This is a genomic window from Hallella mizrahii, assembly GCF_009695775.1.
In the GTDB taxonomy this organism is placed as follows: Bacteria; Bacteroidota; Bacteroidia; order Bacteroidales; family Bacteroidaceae; genus Prevotella; species Prevotella mizrahii.
The window spans coordinates 93,633-114,807 of sequence record NZ_VUNG01000001.1; the positions used below are offsets into that span (position 1 = coordinate 93,633).

Here is a 21,175-nt window from a genome sequence, read left to right on the forward strand (position 1 = left end):
ATTTTTACAGGTTTCTTTTTTATTTTTGTCGTATGACAATTCCTCCCATAGGCTGGAACGAAACCTTGAGTTTGCCTTCCTTTCCGACTTTCACGGTTTTCTCCACGGCCTCACGGTTCTTACCATCTGTGAGGAGCGTCACCTGCTGACCGGCGAGCATAGGCAGGGAGAGCGTGAGCTGAAGAGGCTTGCTCAGACCGTTGAGACCACCGACAAACCATTTGCCGCTGACAGCGTCCTGACGGGCGATGACAGCATAGCGGGTTGGATATCCGTCGATGAACTTCGTCTCGCGCCAAGTCGTCGGGATGTCCTTGAGGAAGGTGCGCTCCACGGCGTTGACGGTAGAGTCGGACTGCGGCGTGACCTCCACACAGTTGACGCTCGTCTGATTGGTGATTGCTGTGGCAAGCTCAAAGACATTGCTGGTGTAGCGCGGGTGGCGGCTGCGATTGTCGCGGCTGAGATAGCGGTTCATGATCACGCCGCCCCAGTCGAAGCTGCCTATGGCGTTGCGACTGAAAGGATGCATGGTCATCTCGAAGCCTTCCTTCTTGGCGTGGTACTCTGTGAAGAAGACGTTCTCGCTGGCCAGTGCAGCCTCAGAGGCGATATAGTTGGGATACATCCGCTCCCAGCCTCTCGGTATCGTGCAGCCATGGAAGATGACGGCAAGGTGATGGTCTTTCGCATCGCTGAGAATGTCTTCGTAGAGTTGCATCGTCTGTTGCTTGTCACCACCGAAGAAGTCCACCTTGATGCCAGCGATGCCGATGCGCTCCATCCATGCCATCTCGTGCTTACGGGCGATGGCGTCGTTCATGATGCCGCGAGGGGTCTGTGGCGCGTCGCTCCAGTAGCCGTTGCTGTTGTACCACAGCATGAGGCGGACACCTTTCTCTTTGGCGTAGGCGGCAAGCTTCTTGATACCCTTGCGCCCGATGTTCTTGTCCCACCAGTTGTCCACCAATACATACTCATAACCATATTTTGCGGCAAGGTCGATGAACTGCACTTGGTCGGCGTAGTTGATCGAGTTGTCCTGCCAGACGAGCCAGCTCCAGGTATAGCGTCCCGGCTTGTAGTCGTATTTCGTCTTGTATTTCGGTTCTACCACATCGAAGGGAATCGTTGTCTCTACGATGGGTGCCAGCGTCTGTCCAACGGTGATCGTGCGCCACGGTGTAGTACCCGGTAAGGCGATGCCGGGTGCCGCGCTGCCATTACCGTTGTTCTCTCCGGGCTGCGGATAGGCTACTGTGTAGCCCGTCTGCGGGTCGTAGTCGCTCAGACGGCTGCCACAGTAGCTGCCGTCGACACCTGTCTCAGAGACCAGCACCCAGTAGTTGGCTTTGCTCTGACCGGTTTTCTTGGCATTGCCATTGCCGGACAGTTGCTCATGGAAGAGGCAGGGAAAGGTGTAGCCCACGCCGAACTGTGACTTGGCGGCCATGGGGGCATCGGCAGTGTACTCCTCTTCGTAGGAGGGCTTTGTGCGTTCCCATCCCGTCATAGGCGTGATCTGAGGGCAGAGAAACGTCGTGGTGCCGTCGGGGAAGCGGAAGCTCGTCGCCTCACTACGGATGACGGCGCACTTGGGGTTGTCGTTTTTCTGCCGGGGAATGGCGTAGCGCAGTGCAATGTTGTTGTCGTCGACGACGAAGGTGACGACAAAGTGCTGTCCCTCGGCGTTGGCGAAGGTCACATCAGTGGCGTTGGCCTTGAAGTCGACATGGGCGCGTTTAGTGCGGGTCATGTCGTAGTGCTTCTCCATCGGATAGTCGCGGCTGCCGCTGAGCGTCATGCCGTGGGTGAGGTCGCCAAAGTCAGCGACAAAGCCAAGCCGGGACGGACACAGCACTTCCTTGCCGTTGAGAGTGACGGTATAAGTCGGTTTGCCGTCCGTGTCGGAGAGCGTCACGACGAGCTGTCCGTTTGGCGAAGCGATGGTCTTGTCCTTGGCTATTGCGGGCAAAGCCACGGCGAGAGCCATAGCGAAGAGAGCTGTTTTGAAGATTGTTTTTTTGTTTGTCATGTGTGGGTATTTTAGATTTGGTTGAGCAAAGATACAACTTTTCCGGCAGATGATCCTTTTTGCACTCTATTATTTATGCTTCTTCGTATTTCCATTCATCCACGGTGCGCTTCTCCGTGGAGAAGTTGATGCCGACCTTGAAGATACGACGGCCGTCGTGCTTGTAGGGCAGGATATAGTCTTTGGCGTCGATCTGCTCAAGGGCTTTCTCCGCACTCTGGTCAATCTTCAGTTCCATGACGAAGATCGTGGTCTTGGTAGAGACCAGCAGGTCGACGCGTCCGCGTGCTGTCCGAGCCTCGGCGCGAATGGTGAAGTTGAGCATGTTGAAGATGGTGTAGAGGATAGCCTGGAAGAACGCCTCGCTATTGTGATGGATGTCGTACGGAAATCCGGCGAGATAAACCTTTAAGGCTTCCATGGCGGCATCGATATTATCAGCGCGCATGGCTTGACCGAACTCCCATGCGAAGTTGTCGCGTGGTCCTGCATAGTAAGGCGCGATGTAGTTGAGCATGCTCTCGCTGAAGCCTTGACGCACCTCTTCGTTGGGGAAGCCTAACAGATACATGCCGTTCTGCGACTCTTTGATGGTGATATAGCCACTCTGATAAAGCACCGGTACCGGGTCCGTGATTTTCTCCGTAGGAGCATCAAAGCGCTGCGGCGTAGCCATGATGCCTTCCAACTGCGGGATGAGAATGTTGTTTTTCTGCAACAGTTCCAAGAGAAAGGTCGGTGTGCCCGTGGCGAACCAGTAATTGTCGAAGCGACTGTCGAACAAAGCGTTGAGGATGCTATAGGGGTTGTACAGTCCCGGGCAGTGGGCGGTGAAGTGATAACCATCGTATTGCTCTTTCAGTTTTTCTACAGCCTCGTCGAAGGTCATACCGTTGGCAGCAGCTAAGTCGGTGATCCCCTCGTGAAAGTTGTCGAGCAGCTCCTTTTCCGTGAACCCACAGATGGTGGCATATCGGTCGTCAAGACTGTAGTTCTTGATGTTGTTCAGTTCGCTGAAGATGCTGAGCTGTGAGAACTTCGTGATGCCGGTGAGGAAGACAAAGCGCAGCAGTCCCTCGTTGGCCTTTAAGGGACTGAAGAAGTCGCGCATGATACTTCGGATCTGTTCCTGCAGCTCCGGCTTAGCGTTGCTGTCAAGCATGGGTGCGTCGTATTCGTCGATGAGGACAACCACTTTCTGTCCGGTCTGGGCAGCTGCGGTCTGGATGATATTATTAAACCGGTCTCCGAACCCTGACAGGTCTCTCGGAGTGATGTCATATTTTAGTTCATAGCGCGATAAGAGAAAGTCAAGTGTAGACATGATGCGTTGCACTTCGTAATACTTACCGCTGCTCAGGTCTATATGTATGACCGGATATTTCACCCATTCCTTCTCCAACTTCTCGATGGCGAGTCCTTTGAACAAATCTTTCTTTCCCTCGAAATAAGCCTGCATCGTCGTGACAAGCAGCGACTTGCCAAAACGGCGGGGACGGCTCAAAAAGTTGTTCTGCGAGCCTTTGACAATGTTATAGATAAGATCGGTCTTGTCTACATAAAAGAGGTTCTCTTCTCTTATTTTCTCGAAGGTCTGTATGCCTAAAGGATATCTGTTCATAGACTCTGATTTTATGGGTTGTTTTTATGCTTCCTCGTATTTCCATTCATCCACGGTACGTTTCTCCGTAGAGAAGTTGATGCCGACCTTGAAGATGCGGCGGCCGTCGTGCTTGTAGGGCAGGATATAGTCTTTGGCGTCGATCTGCTCCAGGGCTTTCTCCGCACTTTGGTCAATCTTCAGTTCCATGACGAATATCGTGGTCTTGGTTGAAATGAGGAGATCAATTCTGCCTCTTGCCGTTTTCACTTCTGCATGGATGGTGAAGCCTAAGGTGATGAATATTGTGAAGAGGATGGCCTGGAAATAATCTTCTCGATTGTGGTGAATGTCATAAGGGAAGGCAGCAAGGAAAGACTGAAGCACTTTCATGGCTGTGTCGATGTCGTCCTTGCGCATGGCTGCTCTGAACTGGGCAGCAAAAGCCGTCGTCTTCAACCCATATTGCGGAGCGATATAGTTCAGCATACTTCTATTCAGGCCCATCCGTACCTCCTCGTTGGGATAGCCAAGTGTATAGATGCCTTCATCGTAATCTTTAATGGTCAGATAGCCGCTTTGATACAAAACGGGAATAGGGTTGCCAATATTATCTGTCGGGGAATCGAACTGGTCTTCTGTGGCAACGATCCCTTCCAACTGTGGCATTTCGATATCGTTCTTGATCAGAAGTTCCAACAGGAAAGTAGGCGTGCCCGTGGCAAACCAGTAGTTGCTGAATTTCTTGTCATGCAGCGCATTGAGCACACTATAGGGATTGTAGATATTGGGGCAGTGTGGCGTGAAGCGATAGCCGTCATACTGTTCTTTCATCTTGGCGACCGTTTGCTCGGTGGTGAGGTCGTTGGCTTTGGCCATTTCATGGATTCCTTCGTGGAAGGTGCTGAGGATCTCCTCCTGGGTAAAGCCACAGATAGCTCCGAACTCATCGTCGAGACTGTAGTTCTTGATGTTGTTCAGTTCGCTGAAGATACTGAGCTGCGAGAACTTCGTGATGCCGGTGAGGAAGACAAAGCGCAGCAGACCCTCGTCGGCCTTTAACGGACTGAAGAAGTCGCGCATGATACTTCGGATCTGTTCCTGCAGCTCCGGCTTAGCGTTGCTGTCGAGCATGGGCGCGTCGTATTCGTCGATGAGGACAACAACTTTCTGCCCGGTCTGGGCAGCTGTCGTTTGGATAATCTCATCCAAACGGGTGCCGTAGGTAGTCCCTTCGGCTACCGTTATGCCAAGTTTTGCTTCATAGAAGCCAAGCACGGCGTTTAAGGTAGAATGAACCACCTGGATTTCATAGTACTTTCCGCGACTTAAATCGAGATGTATGACCGGATATTTCACCCATTCCTTCTCCAACTTCTCGATGGCGAGTCCTTTGAACAAATCTTTCTTTCCCTCGAAGTAAGCCTGCATCGTCGTGACAAGCAACGACTTGCCAAAACGGCGGGGACGGCTCAGAAAGTTGTTCTGCGAGCCTTTAACAATGTTATAGATAAGATCGGTCTTGTCTACATAAAAGAGGTTCTCTTCTCTTATTTTCTCGAAGGTCTGTATGCCTAAAGGGTATCTGTTCATAGCCTCTAATTTTATAGCGTTCTATCTGTTGCAAAGATACAAAAAAAATAATGAGTAATTCCCTCTTTATGACATTTTTTCCTTCCTTCTTAGAACTCATGCTGCCACCCTATGCTGATGTCGGCCATCGTGGTGTGCTTGGCGTTGGAAGGGTTCATCCACGCTGCTTCTGCTTTCAGGGTGAATCCGAGAGGCAGGGATGTGTTGAGGCCTGCCGTCCATTTGTTGCAGAAGATGTTGCTGACGTGGAAATAGCCGTCGTAGCGTGCAAAGGGGATGATCGAGAAGGCGGGAAGTCCCAGACAGGTGGCGAGGTCGTAACCCGCTTCCAGTCCCGCCGCCTTGTTGTCGTGGGTGTTGCTGGCGACGAGTTGCCCATCAATGGTCCATCCGTGTGCAAGATAAGTAAAGTCGAAGGCAGCGTGGAAGGCATGGTCATATTCTATGAGGTTTGGGTTGTCGCGCTGGCCCATCCCCTCCTTGGCACTGCCATAGAAGCCGGAGAGGCTCAGGTCGAGGCCATTGAGAGGTTCGATACCCACGCGCGTGGCGGCACCGAGCAGACGGGAATGCTTCAGAGGGGCGGAAGGATAGACATACGCACCCACCTCATAGTGAACATTGCCGTGTCTTCCCCAGACGGCGGCACCACCCTCGTGCCACGTCATCGGCATGAGCGTACTCTCGCTGAGCGGGTCGTAGATGGTCAGTGCCGGTCCGCCGGAGTTGGTGGTGCCCACAGGGATGTCAATGATACCGGCTTTGACATTCAGAGCCTCACTCCATTGCTTGTTGATATAGAGCTTGTTGGTCGTGTAGTTACTGCGGAAGTTGTTGATCCACACTCCTTCTGAGCGAAACCGCTCATATTCCACTTCGGCCACCGCTGACCAGCCTTTGCCCAAAGCCAACGTGGCGTTGGCCAACAGATGCGGGAAGTCGGTGAGTGTCGGATGCTCCTGTCCATGTCTGTGGCCATAGTTCATCTCGGTCATCACATAGCCCGTAAAACGCTGTTGCGCTGTGCTGTCTTGTGCCAATACTTCTATGTAGCAAGCCATGAGACACAGCATGCTAAAAAAAAATTTGAGTTTATACATTTCAACATCATGTTTTGCAAGTGCAAAGTTACAACATCGTCGGAAATCATAGCATTAAGGAGGTATACCTAAAAATAGTGATTTTTTAAAGCAAGTGTTATGAGCACTAATATATATATCATCATTTTCTACGACAAAAGTACATCACGGTGAAGTTACAATCTAGAAAGGTCATTCTATATGAAAACAGAGATGACTTCGCCATTTTTGCTGTTTTTGAAGGTAAAAAGGGTAGTTTGTGTGAGTGAAAGCACTGAGATGAGGAAAAATTCTCTAGAGAATTTTTCCTCATCTCAGTGCTTTTATCGGCACATCTCGGTTGAATGACATGTAAAAAATGGATTTTTACCCTTATTAAGGTGCAAAAACGGAGGAAAGAGAAAGAAAATATGATGAAAAAGAATAGGTAATTGTCTGATAGATAAAAAGTTATACAGATTTTTGTAAACCAATGCGAAAATCACGCAAAAAGGCGAAATTTGGAGCCAAGGACACCCTTGATTTCAAATTTCGCCTTCTCGTTGGCGGAAAAATGTCGTTTTACTTGACAGTTTCCTATTATCTAATTGTTATGCCACCTCAATGTTTTTGGTGATCTCCTCTTTCTCTGTCTTACGTGGCAGACCGATGCGGAGCACACCGTCCTCTACTCTTGCGATGATCTTGTCGCGGTCGACGTCGTCGGGCAGTTGCAGACGCTGCTCAAAGTTGGCGTATGAGAACTCACGGCGCAGATAGCGCACAGTGCCGTTCTCCTGCTGTTTTTCATCCTTATGCTCCATCTTGATGTTGAGCACTCCATCCTTGTCGACGCTGACGTGGAAGTCGTCCTTGGTCATGCCCGGAGCGGCCAGCTCAATCTCGTAACCAGCTTGGTTCTCCTTGACGTTGATGGCCGGAGTGGTGGTTTGCACGTGGGCTGCGCGGTTGTTGTTTAAGAACTCGTTAAGTGCGTTGTCGAGCATAGTGTAGTGGAATACTGGATATAACATATGAAAACCTCCTAATGATATTGTTTCTAAATTGTGATTAAACTCTAATGTTTTTTTTCTTTGCCCTTGTAAATACAATATGCATACCTACACAAAGAAAGCGACAATCCGTCAGTTCGATATGACAGATTGTCGCCATTTCCTATGTTTCTCTGCAAAAAGATGGTTTAGTAGATGACTTTCTTTCCTTTTTGGATGACGATCTGATGTTTGGAGGGGTGCTGGACGCGTACTCCATTGAGGCCGAACATGAGACTATTGGAGGCTCGGCTGCCGACACTGGGAGCAGAAATACCTGTCATGGGCGAATAATCGTTGTTGTTGGTCACGTAGATGTCGTCGATGGTGATTGGCTTGCCGCCCAAGGACCACAGTGCAACGATGTAGATTTTCGAGGGGGCGATGGCGTTGCCGTTTTGCTGGCTCTTCATCGTATGCAGCGGAACGACGATCTGCGTGCGGTTGTCGAAGGCTTGCTCATAGTTGTTTTTCGCCCAGATGTTGTTCTGTGGATAAATGAAGATTTTGGCGCTATTGTTGTCGGGCTCTTTGAGTTTCACCACGAGGTATTTGTAAGCACTGAGGTCTACACCGTCGCTGTAAGTCCATCCTGTCTGTCCGTACTGTCCGTTGACGAACGTATGGGTTGTTTCGTCGTATGAGCTACCGTTTTGTTCCCAGACTACCTTCACATAGTTCTTGCTGAGCGGGAAGAAACTTGATCGGACGTTGAAACTCGTGGTGTAGCTGTTGCCAAAGGCATCCGTGACCTTGGCGGAGATGTGGGCCTTGCCCTGTCCTTTGGCCAGGATCTGACCATTGACGACTTTGACGTTTTCCGGATCGCTGACCTCGTAGGTTGCCAGCGAAGAGACATCCTCCGAGTGTCCGTCCTGAAAGGTGGCTTTCAATCCGGCGAGCCGTGCTTGTCCGGCCATCATGTCGAGGTCGCCGACGGGTTGCAGACTGGTGATGGTGGCTTTCTTCGGGTCGGGCAAGTGTGTGTTGTCGTTGTCGGGCCAGGCGCGGTTCACCTCCGCCCAGTCCTTGTACCACTGCCAGCAGGCACCGGCGCAGGTCTCGGGATTGCCGTCGAAGTCCGGTGCCACGATGCCGCTGTTGATGTATTTGTCGATGTCGAGATAGCAGGCAGTGCTGGAGAGTGTCATGGAGATGTTGTCGTAGTGGTCCATGAGAGCTTTGAAGGCAGAGCCCCACTTCGATGTGGATCCCGTGGCCCAGGTGCCCCAGTTCGACTTGACGTATTCTCCGTGCTCATTATAGTGTCCGGTGCCTTCTTTCTCCGGGCTCCAGTCCACCTCAGTAATAATAACAGGATTGGTCATCACCACGGGCACAGCATCAGTGAACGACTGGATATAGCTCTGAGCATCGTATTTGGTGTCATCAGCACCGTACCATCCTACGTAGTCGTGCACGGCATATCCGATGTTCTCACCCTCGATGGGATGGGAAGCATAGCCGCGGTAGTTGGCCTGCCAGCCGGTTCCCGGCACCCAGATGACACCTGTGAATCCATTGGCGCGTATCTTGTCGACGATGGGCTGGAAGAAGTCGTGCATGGCCTCGGCCGTTTCCTTGCCTTGGGCGTCGTAGAGTTTAACAGGCTCATTGGCGAGTTCTATCGAGATGGCACCGGCGTTGGCTTTGACGATGGGATTCTTGCTGACCACATCCCAGACGTAGAGCAGATATTTCTGATAGTCATCTCCAACCTTGATCTCACCCGGGCATACGCCCGGCGGCCGTACGACAACATACATGCCGTGGTTCATGGCCTTTTGCATCAGGGGGATGTAGAGCTTGTCGAGGAAGTGGTTGAAGCGGTCTTTGCTGAATGCTGAGATGTCGTACTCACCGGCGGACTTCTTAGACGGGTCGTTGGTCCAACAAGGATCGAGGTGCAGACGGAAGACATCGCAGTAAGCACCTTGGTCGTTGTCGGTCATGGCGGTATAGATCTTCTCGAAGTAGTCAAGACAAGGCTGTACGTGGGCATCCTTCAACTCGGGTATCCATGGGGTCCATCTCCAGCCGTTGAAGTAGGGACTCGGCGTGTCCATCACACCGTGGAGCGTGACGCGGTTGCCATGCGTGTCGCACAGATAGCGGCCCTCGACGTGCAAGGATGGCAAGGGTACAGCGTAGATGGAGGAAGCGTGAGCACAGAGCGTGGTCAGGCAAGCCAGCAAGGAAAGGAAAGTTTTTCGTAATTTCATTATTGATTTGTTTAGGATTATCGGTTGCAAAGGTAGAGAATAGTTGGCAAACTCGGTTTGCAAGATGTAACGAATAATTTTGCGGAGGTTACATACGAGGGGAAGGGGGAGGGCGTTTGCTAAGCAAACGAACAGAACACTGGAAGGAACAAGAGACGAAAAGCCCCCGGGCTGAGGTCGCTGCGCGGCCTTGACCCGGGGGAAAGAAGGGGCACCCCTAAGTAACAGACAGGGTTGACCCCGAGATACGGGGCTGTAGCGGTTTGCCACTTATCGTTTACTGCTTACCACTTAATGCTCACGCCACCCATGACCCACGTGCCGGGTTGCGGCACATTGCCGATATCGACATAGTCGCGGTCAAGGAGGTTGTTGCCTTTGAGGTAGACGGTGTAGTGTGGGGCCGTCCAGACGAGGTTCGCGTCAAGGATGCCGTAGCTGCCATAGCTGTGGAGTTCGCCCTGCAGATCGTTGTAGTGACCCATGCGGTGCTGGAAACGGTAACTGACGTCGAGCGTCAGCTGTCGCCAGAGGTTCAGCCCCAGTGTGGTGACAACCTTGTTTTTAAGATATTCCAATGCATAGAGGCTGCGGATGCCCTCACCCTCGTGCTGGTCTTGGTTGATAAAGCAGTAGCTCACGTTGAGTCGACGCAGCACATGCTGCTCAGGCAGCAACTTGCGGAAATCGAATTCTGTCATGGCCTCCACGCCGAGGGCGTTGATCTTGCCGTAGTTGACCGATTTCCACACCACATTGCCGTCGTCGTCTTTCGTGCCGTCGTCGATCCAGTCGATGAGGTGAGTATAATGGTTGTGGAAGACGCTGGCCTTAGCCGAGATGCCGTCGACGACATAGCGCAGTCCGCCTTCTACAGCCCGCAGCTTCTCGGGTTTGAGATTCGGGTCAGCCTTGTGGCCACCGACCGAATAGAAGAGTTCGGTAAACGACGGCATGCGCAACGAGCTGTTGTACGAGGCAAAGAGACTCCAGCCCTTGCCGAGCCGCACGCTAGCGTCGATGCCGGGATAGACCCGCATGTTCATATCGGCCCCACTGTTCTTAGCCGCTACGAGTCCCGCCGACACCGTCAGCGGTCCTGTCACCACGTTGTGCTCCAGAACAAACTGCAGGTTGGTACGGTTGAGTCCCTTGACATAGTCGCGGGAGGAGCCATGGATGTGTCGGCTGCGGCTGAGCGCATTGCCGAGGTTGGTGCTTACCAGGTCCTCGTTGCGCAGCTCGGCACCGAGCGCCGTACGGCCGAGTGCCCAATCAAACCATGCATTGATGTTCGCGCCATATATGTCGGTGCGGTGATAGTTGAACGGCACCTTCGACTCGTCGCCGCGCAGAAGCTCAAAACGGTCGTACTGATGGTTCCAGTAGATAGAAGGCTTGAGATGCACAGTCCCCTGCTGAGTCTCAGCCTGCAGAGCCGTGAAAGTCTTGAAAGAATGTTCAAACTGATTGTCGAACTTTGGTGAATAGAAAGTCGAGGATCCAAAGTTCTTGGCCGAGGCACCGGCGTGCCAGTTGACACGCACATCTTTGTCGAGATACTGTCCTTGGTAGAAGCCCTTGGCCGTGCTGTAGTCCGTGTTGAGCTGTCCGGCTTTGCTGCGTGTGTATCCGTCGCTTCGCGTGAACGTACCGGAGAGCGACTGTCCCCAGCGGCTGCCGCCCCATGCGCCCCTTGCGCCAAGGCTGAGGTAGCCATAGCTGCCGCCCTCTACATGCGCGTCGATGGATGTTGCGTTGGGTTTGCGTGTGACGATGTTGATAGCACCTAACAGGGAAGAAGTGCCGTAGACGCGCCCTGCAGGTCCCTCGAGCACCTCGATACGCTCGATGTCGCTGATGTCTACGGGGAAGTCAAAGGCGTTGTGCCCAGTCTGCGGGTCACAGATGTTGATGCCATTGAGCAATAAGGTGATCTGCTCGTCGTTGCCGCCCCGGATACTCACGTCGGTCTGAGCACCGATGGCTCCCCGCTGTCTGACATCCACGCCAACGGCGTATTTCAGCAAATCGTTTACACTCTGTACCGGCGCCGCCTGGATCTCCTCGCGGTTCAGTACAATCACCATTCTGGCTTGTCGGCTTTGTGCCAGCGGAGCGCGTGTTGCCGTGATGTCGACCTCGCCGAGTGTCTCACCCTGCCGGATGAGGGAGTCGGGATTGGCCTTGTCCACGTCGGTGCTGATGCCTTCTGCCTTGGCATAGGTCAGCGTGGCCACTGAAAGCGTGCCCACTAACACCTCGCGTCCCAGACAAGCAAAGAGCGCGTAAGGCTTACGCGAGAAATGCGTAAACTTCATGGGGCGCTGCTTGTTGAAAACTGTTTTGAACATAAAAAAAATTGTCATTAAGTCTCGCCAACTTGGCAAAACGAGTGCAAAAGTAATAAAAAAATGTGAAAGCTAAAAGAAATCATTTTCTCAATTTGCTCGGATTGACAGGCTATCGTTTGGCAGATAACAGATTTATCGTTACCTTTGCCATTCTTAATCATATGATGTTGAAGGATGAAAAAACATATTCTGAACAGAAGCGAAGGCAAGAACTCTACGACAGGTTGGGCGCAGCCGGTCGGTCTGATCGCCTTCGACGCCGATGATACGCTGTGGGACAACCAGGGGCATTTTGAAGCCGTAGAGAAGGCCTACTGCCGTTTGCTCTCGCCCTACGGCACGGCAGAGCAGGTGTCGGCGGCGCTGTTTGAGACAGAGACCGCCAACATGCCCCTGCTCGGCTATGGCTGCAAAGCCTTCACGCTGTCACTGATCGAGAATGCCGTCAGCTTCAGCCAAGGACAGATCACGGCACAAAGACTGCTCGAAGTGGAGCAGCTCGGCAAATCGCTGCTCTCCTTGCCCGCAACGCCGCTGCCCGGAGTTGTGGACACGCTGAGAGCACTGCGACAGAGCGGCCGCTTCCGGTTGGTCGTCTTCACCAAAGGTGAGCTGCTTGACCAGCAAAACAAGGTGATCCGCTCAGGCTTGCGCGAGTTTTTTGATGACGTGATCGTCGTATCGGACAAGACGCGTCACGAGTATCAGCGACTTTGCGACATGTTTGACACCGACGTGAGCCGACTGTTGATGGTGGGCAACTCGTTTAAGAGCGACATTGCGCCCGTCTTGCAGTTGGGCGGCTATGCCGTGCATATACCTTTCGACAAAGTGTGGCAACACGAAGTGGTGGAGGAATACGAGCATCCGAGGCTGAAACGGTTGCAAAGTATCAGCGAGTTGCCCTCGTTGCTTGCTATTTAAGAATAATGAGGGGCTTAATCTATATATTATTTGCTGATGCGCTTTTTTTTTGTTATCTTTGTAGCCAAAAAATTAGAATCGCCAGCTATTTCTGACAAGATATGAACGTCATAGATATTCTTAACGACAGCAGTCGCCCCAACGGCTTCTCCATAGAGGTGCTGCCTCCTCTGAAGGGAAACGGCACGGGAGCATTGTTCCGCAATCTCGACAAGATGTGCGAGATGAAACCGCTGTATGTCAATATCACCACCCACCACAGCGAATATGTCTATCGTGAACTCGAAGGCGGACACTATGAGCGACAACGCATCCGCCGCCGTCCGGGTACCATCGCCATCGCGGCCGCTATACAGAAACGCTACGGCGTGATGGTCATCCCGCATGTCATCTGCAGCGGAGCCACGGCGGAAGACATCGAGTATGAACTGATCGACCTGCAATTCCTGGATATCAACAATGTGCTACTGTTGCGCGGTGACAAGGCCAAGGACGACAAGACCTTCAAACCAGTGCCCGGCGGCTATGCCCACACGACACAGCTTATAGAACAGGTCAACCGCTTCAATGAGGGATTCTTCGTTGACGGCACGCCGATCAAGCATCCGGGCGATCCTTTCCACTATGGTGTGGCCGCCTATCCCGAGAAGCACGAGGAAGCGCCCAACATCGACATGGACATGGCCTACCTGAAACAGAAGCAGGACATGGGCGCGGACTATGCCGTCACACAGCTCTTTTATGACAACCGCAAGTATTTCGACTTTGTGAAGCGGGCGCGTGCCATGGGCATCACCATACCCATCGTGCCGGGCATCAAGCCTTTTGCCAAGTGCTCGCAGATCACGATGGTGCCCAAGACGTTTCATTGCGACATGCCGCAAGAGCTTGCCGCTGAGGCCGTGAAGTGCAAGACCGACGACGACGCACGGGCTTTGGGCATCGAGTGGACGGTCAACCAGTGCCGCGAGCTCTTTGCCGCCGGTGTCAAGGATATCCATTTCTACACCGTGTCTGCCGTGGACAGCGTCGTGGAGGTGGCTCAACAGTTGATGTGATGCAGAGCACTGAGGTGATAGGACAGCAGGAGGCATGGCAAAGACTCATGCAGCTCGTGGATGAAAACCGCATCCCGCATGCCTTGATGTTTGTCGGGCCACAAGGATCCGGCAAGTTCGCTTTGGCGCTTGCCTTTGCTTCTTTTCTCTTGGGCGAGCCGTGGAATGGCAAGTCGATGGTGGACAACGAGGCCATGCGGCGCAATGCCGTGGCAATGCTGGCCAAATGGCAACATCCCGATCTCCACTTCTCTTTCCCGATCATCAAGCCAAAGGGCACCGGCAGCGACCATAAGATGATATGCGACGACTTTGCGAAGCAGTGGCACGAAATGCTGGCAAAAGGACCTTACTTCACCATGGAACAATGGATGACGATGATGGGTGCCGAGAACCAGCAGGCCGTAATCTTCGAGGCTGAGAGCGACGCTCTGAGCCATCGGCTGTATCTCAAACCTACCCAGGGCGGCTATAAGGTCAGCGTGATATGGTTGCCGGAACGTATGAATCTGACGTGCGCCAACAAGATGCTGAAGCTTTTGGAGGAGCCACCACAGAAGACGGTCTTCCTACTGGTGAGCGAAGAGCCGGAACGACTGCTGGAGACGATACGTAGTCGCGTGCAGCGTTTCGACGTGCATCGCATAGCGGACGAGGATATCGAGCAGGCTTTGGTGGCGCGGCGTGGACTCGACGAGGACACTGCACACCGTGTGGCACGCTCGGCAATGGGCAGTTGGCTGCAGGCTCTGCAGGAACTGGATGCCGGAAACGAAAACCGACAGTTCTTCGATCTCTTCGTTATGCTGATGAGAAAAGCCTATACGCGTGACTTGAGAGAACTGAAAAGCTGGAGTGAGGCCGTCGCCACCTTCGGACGTGAAAAACAGCGGCGCATGCTCGTCTACTTCCTCTATCTCGTCCGTGAAAACTTCATGTTTAATTTCCGGCAGCCCGATCTCAACTATATGACGTCGGAGGAGGAACATTTCGCACAGAACTTTGCGCGCTTCATCAACGAGCGCAATGTCGTGGAGATGGGCGAGCTCTTGCAACTTGCACACAGAAATATTGGACAAAACGCCAACGCCAAGATCGTATTCTTCGATTTGGCGATGAAAATGATAATATTATTAAGAAGATAGTTCATGATAAACTGTAATGATCATATATGTACCGGATGCGACCGTGGTCTGTGTTGCCGTGGCGTCAGCCGGCAGGACAAACAACTCAACACCTATGATTGGCTGGCCGACGTGCCGGGCAATGCTGAGTCGACAGACTTGGTAGAGGTGCAGTTCAAGAATACCCGCAAGGGTTACTACCACAATGTGAACAATCTGGATTTGCAGAAAGGCGACATCGTGGCCGTGGAGGCGAATCCCGGTCACGACATCGGCGTGGTGACACTGACGGGACGACTGGTGAAGCTGCAACTGAAGAAAGCCAACCTGAAATCTGCTGACGAGATCCGACGCATATACCGCATCGCCAAACCAGTGGATATGGATAAATATAAGGAGGCCAAGAGCCGTGAGCACGGCACGATGATTCAGAGCCGGCAGATCGCCAAGGACTTAGGACTGCAAATGAAGATCGGCGACGTGGAATACCAGGGCGACGGCAACAAGGCCATCTTCTACTATATCGCCGATGAGCGTGTGGACTTCCGAAAACTCATCAAGGTGCTGGCAGAAACGTTTCATGTGCGCATAGAGATGAAGCAAATCGGCGCACGCCAGGAGGCAGGACGTATCGGTGGAACGGGTCCCTGCGGCCGCGAGCTCTGCTGTGCCACGTGGATGAAGAACTTCTCCAGCGTGTCGACAAACGCCGCCCGCTTCCAAGACATCTCGCTCAACCCGCAGAAACTGGCAGGTATGTGCGCTAAACTCAAATGCTGTCTCAACTACGAGGTGGACGAATATATCGAGGCCGGAAAGAAGTTGCCACCGAAAGATGCCGTGCTGGAAACTGCCGACGGTGAGTATCATCTCTTCAAAACGGATATCCTTGCCGGGCTCTGCCAGTATTCTACTGACAAAAACTTGGCTGCCAACCTCGAGACGATCACGGCAGAACGCGCCCGCGAGATCATTGCGATGAACAAGAAGGGCGAAAAGCCGTTGTCGCTGCAGGAGGATAACAAGGCAAAAGCCGTGAAGAAACCAATAGACCTCCTCGCCGACACGGACATCAGCCGCTTTGACAAGGCAAAGAAAAAGAAACGGAAAAACAATAAAAATAAGGCCGACAAGCAGGCTGCCGCCGGTGAGCAAGGCAATGGAAAGCAACCGAAAGCTCCACGCACTAACCGGCCGGACAACAGAAACCGGAAACCGAAAGCCGAAAAGGCTCCGGCTACCGGAAATGATAAGCCCAAGGCCGGTTTCGCCAATGCTCAGCCACAACGTGAGCAGGCAAAAGAACCGAAGAAGGATAATGGGAATAAGACAAATGCTCAGCCCACGGCTCCTTCTACAAACGAATGATAGTCATGAGACGTTTTTTGTTTTGGGGTGTATGGGCCTTGGTGATGCTCTGCTGCTGTTGTACGGGCAACCAAGTCTATGACCACTATCAAAATGTGCCCATCTCGGGTTGGGACAAGGCCGATGTGCTCAGCTACGACGTAGCAGCACTGCGTGATTCCGGTTGGTATGCTACCGATTTGGGACTACGCATGAACAATATGTATCCCTTCCTGAGCGTCACCATGGTGGTCAGTCAGGCTGTCTATCATCCTACTGCTGCGGGGAAGAAAGAGCCATACCTCCAGCCTTCAATGGTGAAAAACGACACAATCAACTGCTCGCTCCGCGATGACAACGGAAAGGTAAAAGGTCAGGGCATCATCTTCTACCAATATCACTACCATGTCTCTGCCATGAAACTGCAGCAGGGCGACTCGCTGCATATCACCGTGCGCCATATTATGAAGCGTGAGATCCTGCCGGGACTCTCTGATATCGGTATCAGCATGAGGCGGATGATGAAGTAACGAAAAAATTGAAGGTTGGATTTGAGTGATGAGGAGCTATTTCTTGCGTAGCACTTGCCTTACTGCCGGTCTGTTGTTGCCGTTTGCTTCCCATGCGATCAACGTGGACTCTTTGGCACAAGTGGAAGCGAAGGAGATGGGGCGGTTGCCCAAACAGGCAGCCAGCCTGCAAGTGGGACTGAACACGAGTGAGGAAACCAGTGTAGCATACGAATTAGATTATCAATGGTATCCGCTGAACTACGTCGGTATTGGCATAGGTCTGGAACTCGACGACGACTACGGCGACCGGCCACTGATCGAAGCCGGAGACGATGACGACTATGATCCCGACCGCATTGTCAAGTTCAATATCCATCCCATGCTCTCGTTCCGAACACCAACCTTATGGATGAATAAACGGCACAGCTGGGGCTTGTTGCTGCGCTGCGACCCTGGTTTGGTGCTGTCCTTCCCACGCAATGACAAGGTGTATTACTCAAAAATTAAGTTCGTGGATGGTAACGATATCGTCTATGACAGTTTTACATTGAAAAACCGTGGCGGAAGATGGAAGTTCTGGCGGGTAAAGTCGGCAATCTCTGTCCGCGCTGATCAGTCGCTCATCTCTTTGGGATGGAGCATTTCCAACTATAACATCGCCTATTGTCGCAACAATATGTATTATCAGGGCAAACGCTACTATGGACACGAGAGCTACGACAAGACATTCTCGCTGTTTGCCTCTTTCACGTATTGCTTCTGATCATTGCTATTCTTGCATCGGGCTATCGCTATGATAGCTTCTGTCTTGAAAACATAAAAAAGAAAACGCTCAAAACGAATACTCTTGTGGAGTGAATCGTTTTGAGCGTTTTCTGTTGTTGCATTCTGTTGATACCGGATCTACTACACCTTATTATATATATAGGAGACTCGGCATTCGTAATATAGACTACACCTTATTATATATATGGGGTCAGCCATCTGATGGCTTTATGTCCTCACAAGGTTTCTGCCGGCATCAATGCGTAGGAAGATGAACAGCAGGATGGTGAAGCCCCACAATGACGAGCCACCATAGCTGAAGAAAGGTAGCGGGATGCCGATCACAGGTGTCAGTCCCAACACCATGCCCACATTGATGAACACATGGAAGAGAAAGACGCTGAGCACACAGTAACCGTAGACGCGCCCAAATTTAAATGGTTGTCGCTCGGCAAGGTGGATGAGTCGAAGAATCAATGCCAGAAAGAGCAGTAAAACGCCGGCTGAGCCGAGGAAGCCTTCCTCTTCTCCCACGGTGCAAAAGATGAAGTCGGTGTCCTGTTCTGGTACAAATTTCAGTTTGGTCTGTGTGCCGTTGAGGAAACCCTTACCTTGCAGTCCGCCTGATCCGATGGCAATCTCACTCTGATGGACATTGTATCCGGCACCCGCAAGGTCCTCGTCAAGACCTAAGAGCACGTTGATACGCACGCGCTGATGAGGCTCCATGACATCGTTGAGCACGTAGTCGGCACTATAGAAAAAGATGATGGAACCCACCGCAAACAAGGCTGTGAGCATGTAGTTGATGAGTCGTGTCGACAAACCTTGGAAGGTGAGGTAGCCTATCAGCGCGGCACAGATGCAGAGCTGGATCCAGACGATGTCGAAGCGAATGACAAACTCGGAGAAAAGCAGCGAAAGAAGGGTCACGCCAAGGCTAATGCCAATGATACGCAGTGCCTTGTCGCGGTCATGACAATAGACGTAGATCATGCCCGCGGAGAAAATCTGCACCAACAACAACACGACAAATTTACCGACAGAAGTCGGCGTGTCCCATAAGAACACTTGCTCGTATTTGATACCTACGACAAAGTATACGACCATAGCAACGCCTGTGAAAAGAATGCTGCCAGGCATGCCTTCGCGATAAAACATCAGAAAGAAAGACAGATAGACCAATGCTGAACCCGTCTCACGCTGTCCGATGATGAGCAGCACGGGCAGGAAAACCAATGCACAGGCTGCCATGAAGTGCTTGAGCTGATGCATGGTGAAGCCGTACGTGCTCATCAGTTTGGCTAACGCCAACGCTGTGGCAAACTTCGCGAACTCTGCCGGCTGTAGTCGCAGCGGCCCCAATACCAGCCACGATCGTGAGCCCTTGATCTCATGAGGATTGAAGATGGTCAAGAAGAGCAGTACCATGAACAGTCCGTAGATGACGTAGGCAAACGTGTCGTAGAAACGATCATCGAGCATGAGAATGATAAAGCCCAGCATCAATGACGTTCCTATCCATACGACCTGCATACCCGAACGGGTACTCAGACTGAAGATGTCGGTCTCGCCATAGGTGTAGCTCGCACCACAGACGCTGATCCAACCGAAGACCAACAGTGCCAGGTAGATGCCAATCGTCCACCAGTCGAGACTCCGGAGTATTCCGGGTTGTTTATCTGTTTCTTGAGCCATAAGCGATTCTACGTTTCTGCAACTCGTCGGCTTCGCGGGCGCGGGCCGGAGAGAGTTTGCCATTGATATATTGATCCATCAACACAGTGGCCATAGGTACGGCAAAGTCAGCACCGAAACCACCATTCTCCACATACACGGCCAAAGCGATCTTCGGCTTGTCCATAGGGGCGAAGGCCATACACACCGAGTGGTCTTGTCCACGGTTTTGGGCGGTTCCTGTCTTACCACAAGCGGGGAAGTTGAGTGTGGAGAAGTGTTTACACGTTCCACCCATGGCAGACGAGCGCATACCGGCAACGATAACGTTGTAAGCCCAAGGGGCGGCTTTGGTGTAATGACGCTGATAATATTTCTTGTCGATGCTTCCCCCTTTGACATCTTTCACGACGTGGGGGATATAGTAATAGCCGCGGTTGGCAATCGTCGAGGCGAGATTGGCAATCTGCAACGGTGTGAGGTTGACCTCACCCTGACCGATAGCGATACTGATGACGGTCAAGCCATTCCAAGAACCATGATAGGCTTTGTCGTAGAAGGCGGCATTAGGAATCAGTCCGCGCTTCTCACCCGGCAGGTCTATGCCCAACTTATAGCCGAAACCCATGCTGACCATATAGTCGCGCCATGTGTTCATGGCTATCTGCACCTTGGGGTATTTCATTCTGTTGGCAAACATGTGATAGAGTCCCCAACAGAAGAAGCCGTTACAGGACGTGCTGATGGCAGGAATGATCGCCAAGGGCGAGGGGTGTCCATGACAACCTACATGCAAGCCCTTGTACGAGAAACCATGGTGACAGGGGTATTGTGTATGAGTGTTGATAATGCCTTCAGTAAGAAATGTCAGGCCTTGAGCGGTCTTAAACGTAGAGCCTGGAGGGTATTGTCCCATGATGGCACGGTTGAGCAAAGGCTTCCATACGTTTTTCGAAAGAGCTCGATGGTATTTGTTGCGGAGCTTTCCCTCCAGCAGACGTGGGTCGTAAGAAGGAGAGGAAACCATGCACAGCACCTGCCCGGTGCTCGGTTCGATGGCGACAATAGCACCGATCTTGCCTTCCAGCATACGTTCGCCAAGTGCCTGAAGACGGATGTCCAAACCCAGCGTAAGGTCTTTTCCGGCTACGGGACGACGGTCGTATTTGCCATGTTGGTATTTTCCCTGGATACGTCCATGGGCATCACGGAGAAGAATCTTCACGCCTTTCTCACCACGGAGATCCTTTTCGTAGCTACGCTCAACGCCCAATTTTCCGATGTAGTCGCCGGGCTGATAATAAGAATCCTCGTCTATGTCGGCTTGAGAAACCTCACCGACATCGCCTAAGACGTGGGCACCATAGGGATATTCGTATTGACGGATGGTACGACGCTGGATGGAGAAGCCTGGAAAACGGAACATCTTCTCCTGAAAGACGCTGAAGTCTTTGTCGTCGATCTGGCTCATGAACAACTGCTGAGTGAACCGCGAATAGCCTGGATTCTTATTGCGGTCCTTGATATCGTTCATGCGCTTGATGAAATAGTCCTTTGTGATACCCAAGGTTTCACAAAAGTCCAAAGTGTCGAGATGACCCTTCTCTTCGTTCATCACGACCATGATGTCGTACGCCGGCTGGTTATAGACCAACAGCTTACCATTGCGGTCGCGGATGACACCGCGAGAGGGAAACTCCACCTGCTTGAGGAATGCATTGGAGTCGGCACTCTTGCGATAGTCATCGCTCAGAAGCTGAATCGTGAACAATCGCAAGATATAAATGGCCACTATGACGATAGCAATACCGCCAATGACCAGTTTCCGATTTTCCAGGTTATAATCTTTCATAC

15 protein-coding genes are annotated in these 21,175 nt (G+C 52.1%); 6 read left to right on the plus strand and 9 right to left on the minus strand.

Annotated elements, in window-relative coordinates:
- Positions 1 to 19 precede the first annotated feature (19 nt).
- The 7 genes from FYJ73_RS00380 to FYJ73_RS00410 form a co-directional block, all read right to left on the minus strand.
- Positions 20 to 2,035 carry a glycoside hydrolase family 97 protein gene (locus FYJ73_RS00380; RefSeq protein ID WP_154532468.1) on the minus strand — a complete coding sequence of 672 codons (2,016 nt, stop codon included), beginning with the start codon at positions 2,033 to 2,035 and terminating at the stop codon, positions 20 to 22.
- A gap of 73 nt (positions 2,036 to 2,108) precedes the next feature.
- Entirely contained in the window at positions 2,109 to 3,656 is a 1,548-nt protein-coding gene (locus FYJ73_RS00385) for an ATP-binding protein (RefSeq protein WP_154532470.1), read from the minus strand.
- A gap of 24 nt (positions 3,657 to 3,680) precedes the next feature.
- Entirely contained in the window at positions 3,681 to 5,228 is a 1,548-nt protein-coding gene (locus FYJ73_RS00390) for an ATP-binding protein (protein WP_154532472.1), read from the minus strand.
- Between the two features lie 89 nt (positions 5,229 to 5,317).
- On the minus strand, positions 5,318 to 6,289 hold the full coding sequence (locus tag FYJ73_RS00395) for a hypothetical protein (protein ID WP_154532474.1): 972 nt from the start codon (positions 6,287 to 6,289) through the stop codon (positions 5,318 to 5,320).
- Positions 6,290 to 6,897: 608 nt separating this feature from the next.
- Positions 6,898 to 7,320, minus strand: coding sequence for an Hsp20/alpha crystallin family protein (locus tag FYJ73_RS00400; protein ID WP_154532476.1), 423 nt, complete (start codon positions 7,318 to 7,320; stop codon positions 6,898 to 6,900).
- Positions 7,321 to 7,487: 167 nt separating this feature from the next.
- Positions 7,488 to 9,560, minus strand: coding sequence for a cellulase family glycosylhydrolase (locus FYJ73_RS00405; RefSeq protein WP_154532478.1), 2,073 nt, complete (start codon positions 9,558 to 9,560; stop codon positions 7,488 to 7,490).
- A gap of 284 nt (positions 9,561 to 9,844) precedes the next feature.
- Positions 9,845 to 11,914, minus strand: coding sequence for a TonB-dependent receptor plug domain-containing protein (locus FYJ73_RS00410; protein ID WP_154532480.1), 2,070 nt, complete (start codon positions 11,912 to 11,914; stop codon positions 9,845 to 9,847).
- Positions 11,915 to 12,088: 174 nt separating this feature from the next.
- Here FYJ73_RS00410 and FYJ73_RS00415 point away from each other — a divergent pair, with 174 nt between their 5' ends.
- From FYJ73_RS00415 to FYJ73_RS00440, 6 genes are all read left to right on the plus strand, one after another.
- The gene (locus tag FYJ73_RS00415) at positions 12,089 to 12,838 is read left to right on the plus strand and encodes an HAD family hydrolase (RefSeq protein ID WP_154532482.1); all 750 of its coding nucleotides are present in this window, start codon (positions 12,089 to 12,091) and stop codon (positions 12,836 to 12,838) included.
- Positions 12,839 to 12,939: 101 nt separating this feature from the next.
- Positions 12,940 to 13,896 (plus strand): methylenetetrahydrofolate reductase, encoded by a 957-nt coding sequence (locus tag FYJ73_RS00420; RefSeq protein WP_154532484.1) that lies wholly within the window; start codon positions 12,940 to 12,942, stop codon positions 13,894 to 13,896.
- A complete protein-coding gene (locus tag FYJ73_RS00425) occupies positions 13,896 to 15,041 on the plus strand; it encodes a DNA polymerase III subunit (RefSeq protein WP_154532486.1) in 1,146 nt (381 codons plus the stop codon). Before FYJ73_RS00420 ends, FYJ73_RS00425 begins: the two co-directional genes overlap by 1 nt.
- A gap of 3 nt (positions 15,042 to 15,044) precedes the next feature.
- Entirely contained in the window at positions 15,045 to 16,388 is a 1,344-nt protein-coding gene (locus FYJ73_RS00430; protein WP_154532488.1) for a PSP1 domain-containing protein, read from the plus strand.
- A gap of 5 nt (positions 16,389 to 16,393) precedes the next feature.
- Positions 16,394 to 16,897 carry a gliding motility lipoprotein GldH gene (locus FYJ73_RS00435; RefSeq protein WP_154532490.1) on the plus strand — a complete coding sequence of 168 codons (504 nt, stop codon included), beginning with the start codon at positions 16,394 to 16,396 and terminating at the stop codon, positions 16,895 to 16,897.
- 28 nt (positions 16,898 to 16,925) lie between these two features.
- The gene (locus tag FYJ73_RS00440) at positions 16,926 to 17,642 is read left to right on the plus strand and encodes a hypothetical protein (RefSeq protein ID WP_154532492.1); all 717 of its coding nucleotides are present in this window, start codon (positions 16,926 to 16,928) and stop codon (positions 17,640 to 17,642) included.
- A 230-nt stretch (positions 17,643 to 17,872) separates the two neighbouring features.
- Here FYJ73_RS00440 and rodA read toward each other — a convergent pair whose 3' ends face one another.
- Together rodA and FYJ73_RS00450 are read right to left on the minus strand one after the other, a co-directional pair.
- Positions 17,873 to 19,342 carry a rod shape-determining protein RodA gene (gene rodA / locus FYJ73_RS00445; protein ID WP_154532494.1) on the minus strand — a complete coding sequence of 490 codons (1,470 nt, stop codon included), beginning with the start codon at positions 19,340 to 19,342 and terminating at the stop codon, positions 17,873 to 17,875.
- Entirely contained in the window at positions 19,323 to 21,173 is a 1,851-nt protein-coding gene (locus tag FYJ73_RS00450) for a penicillin-binding transpeptidase domain-containing protein (protein ID WP_154532496.1), read from the minus strand. Before FYJ73_RS00450 ends, rodA begins: the two co-directional genes overlap by 20 nt.
- Positions 21,174 to 21,175: the final 2 nt, after the last annotated feature.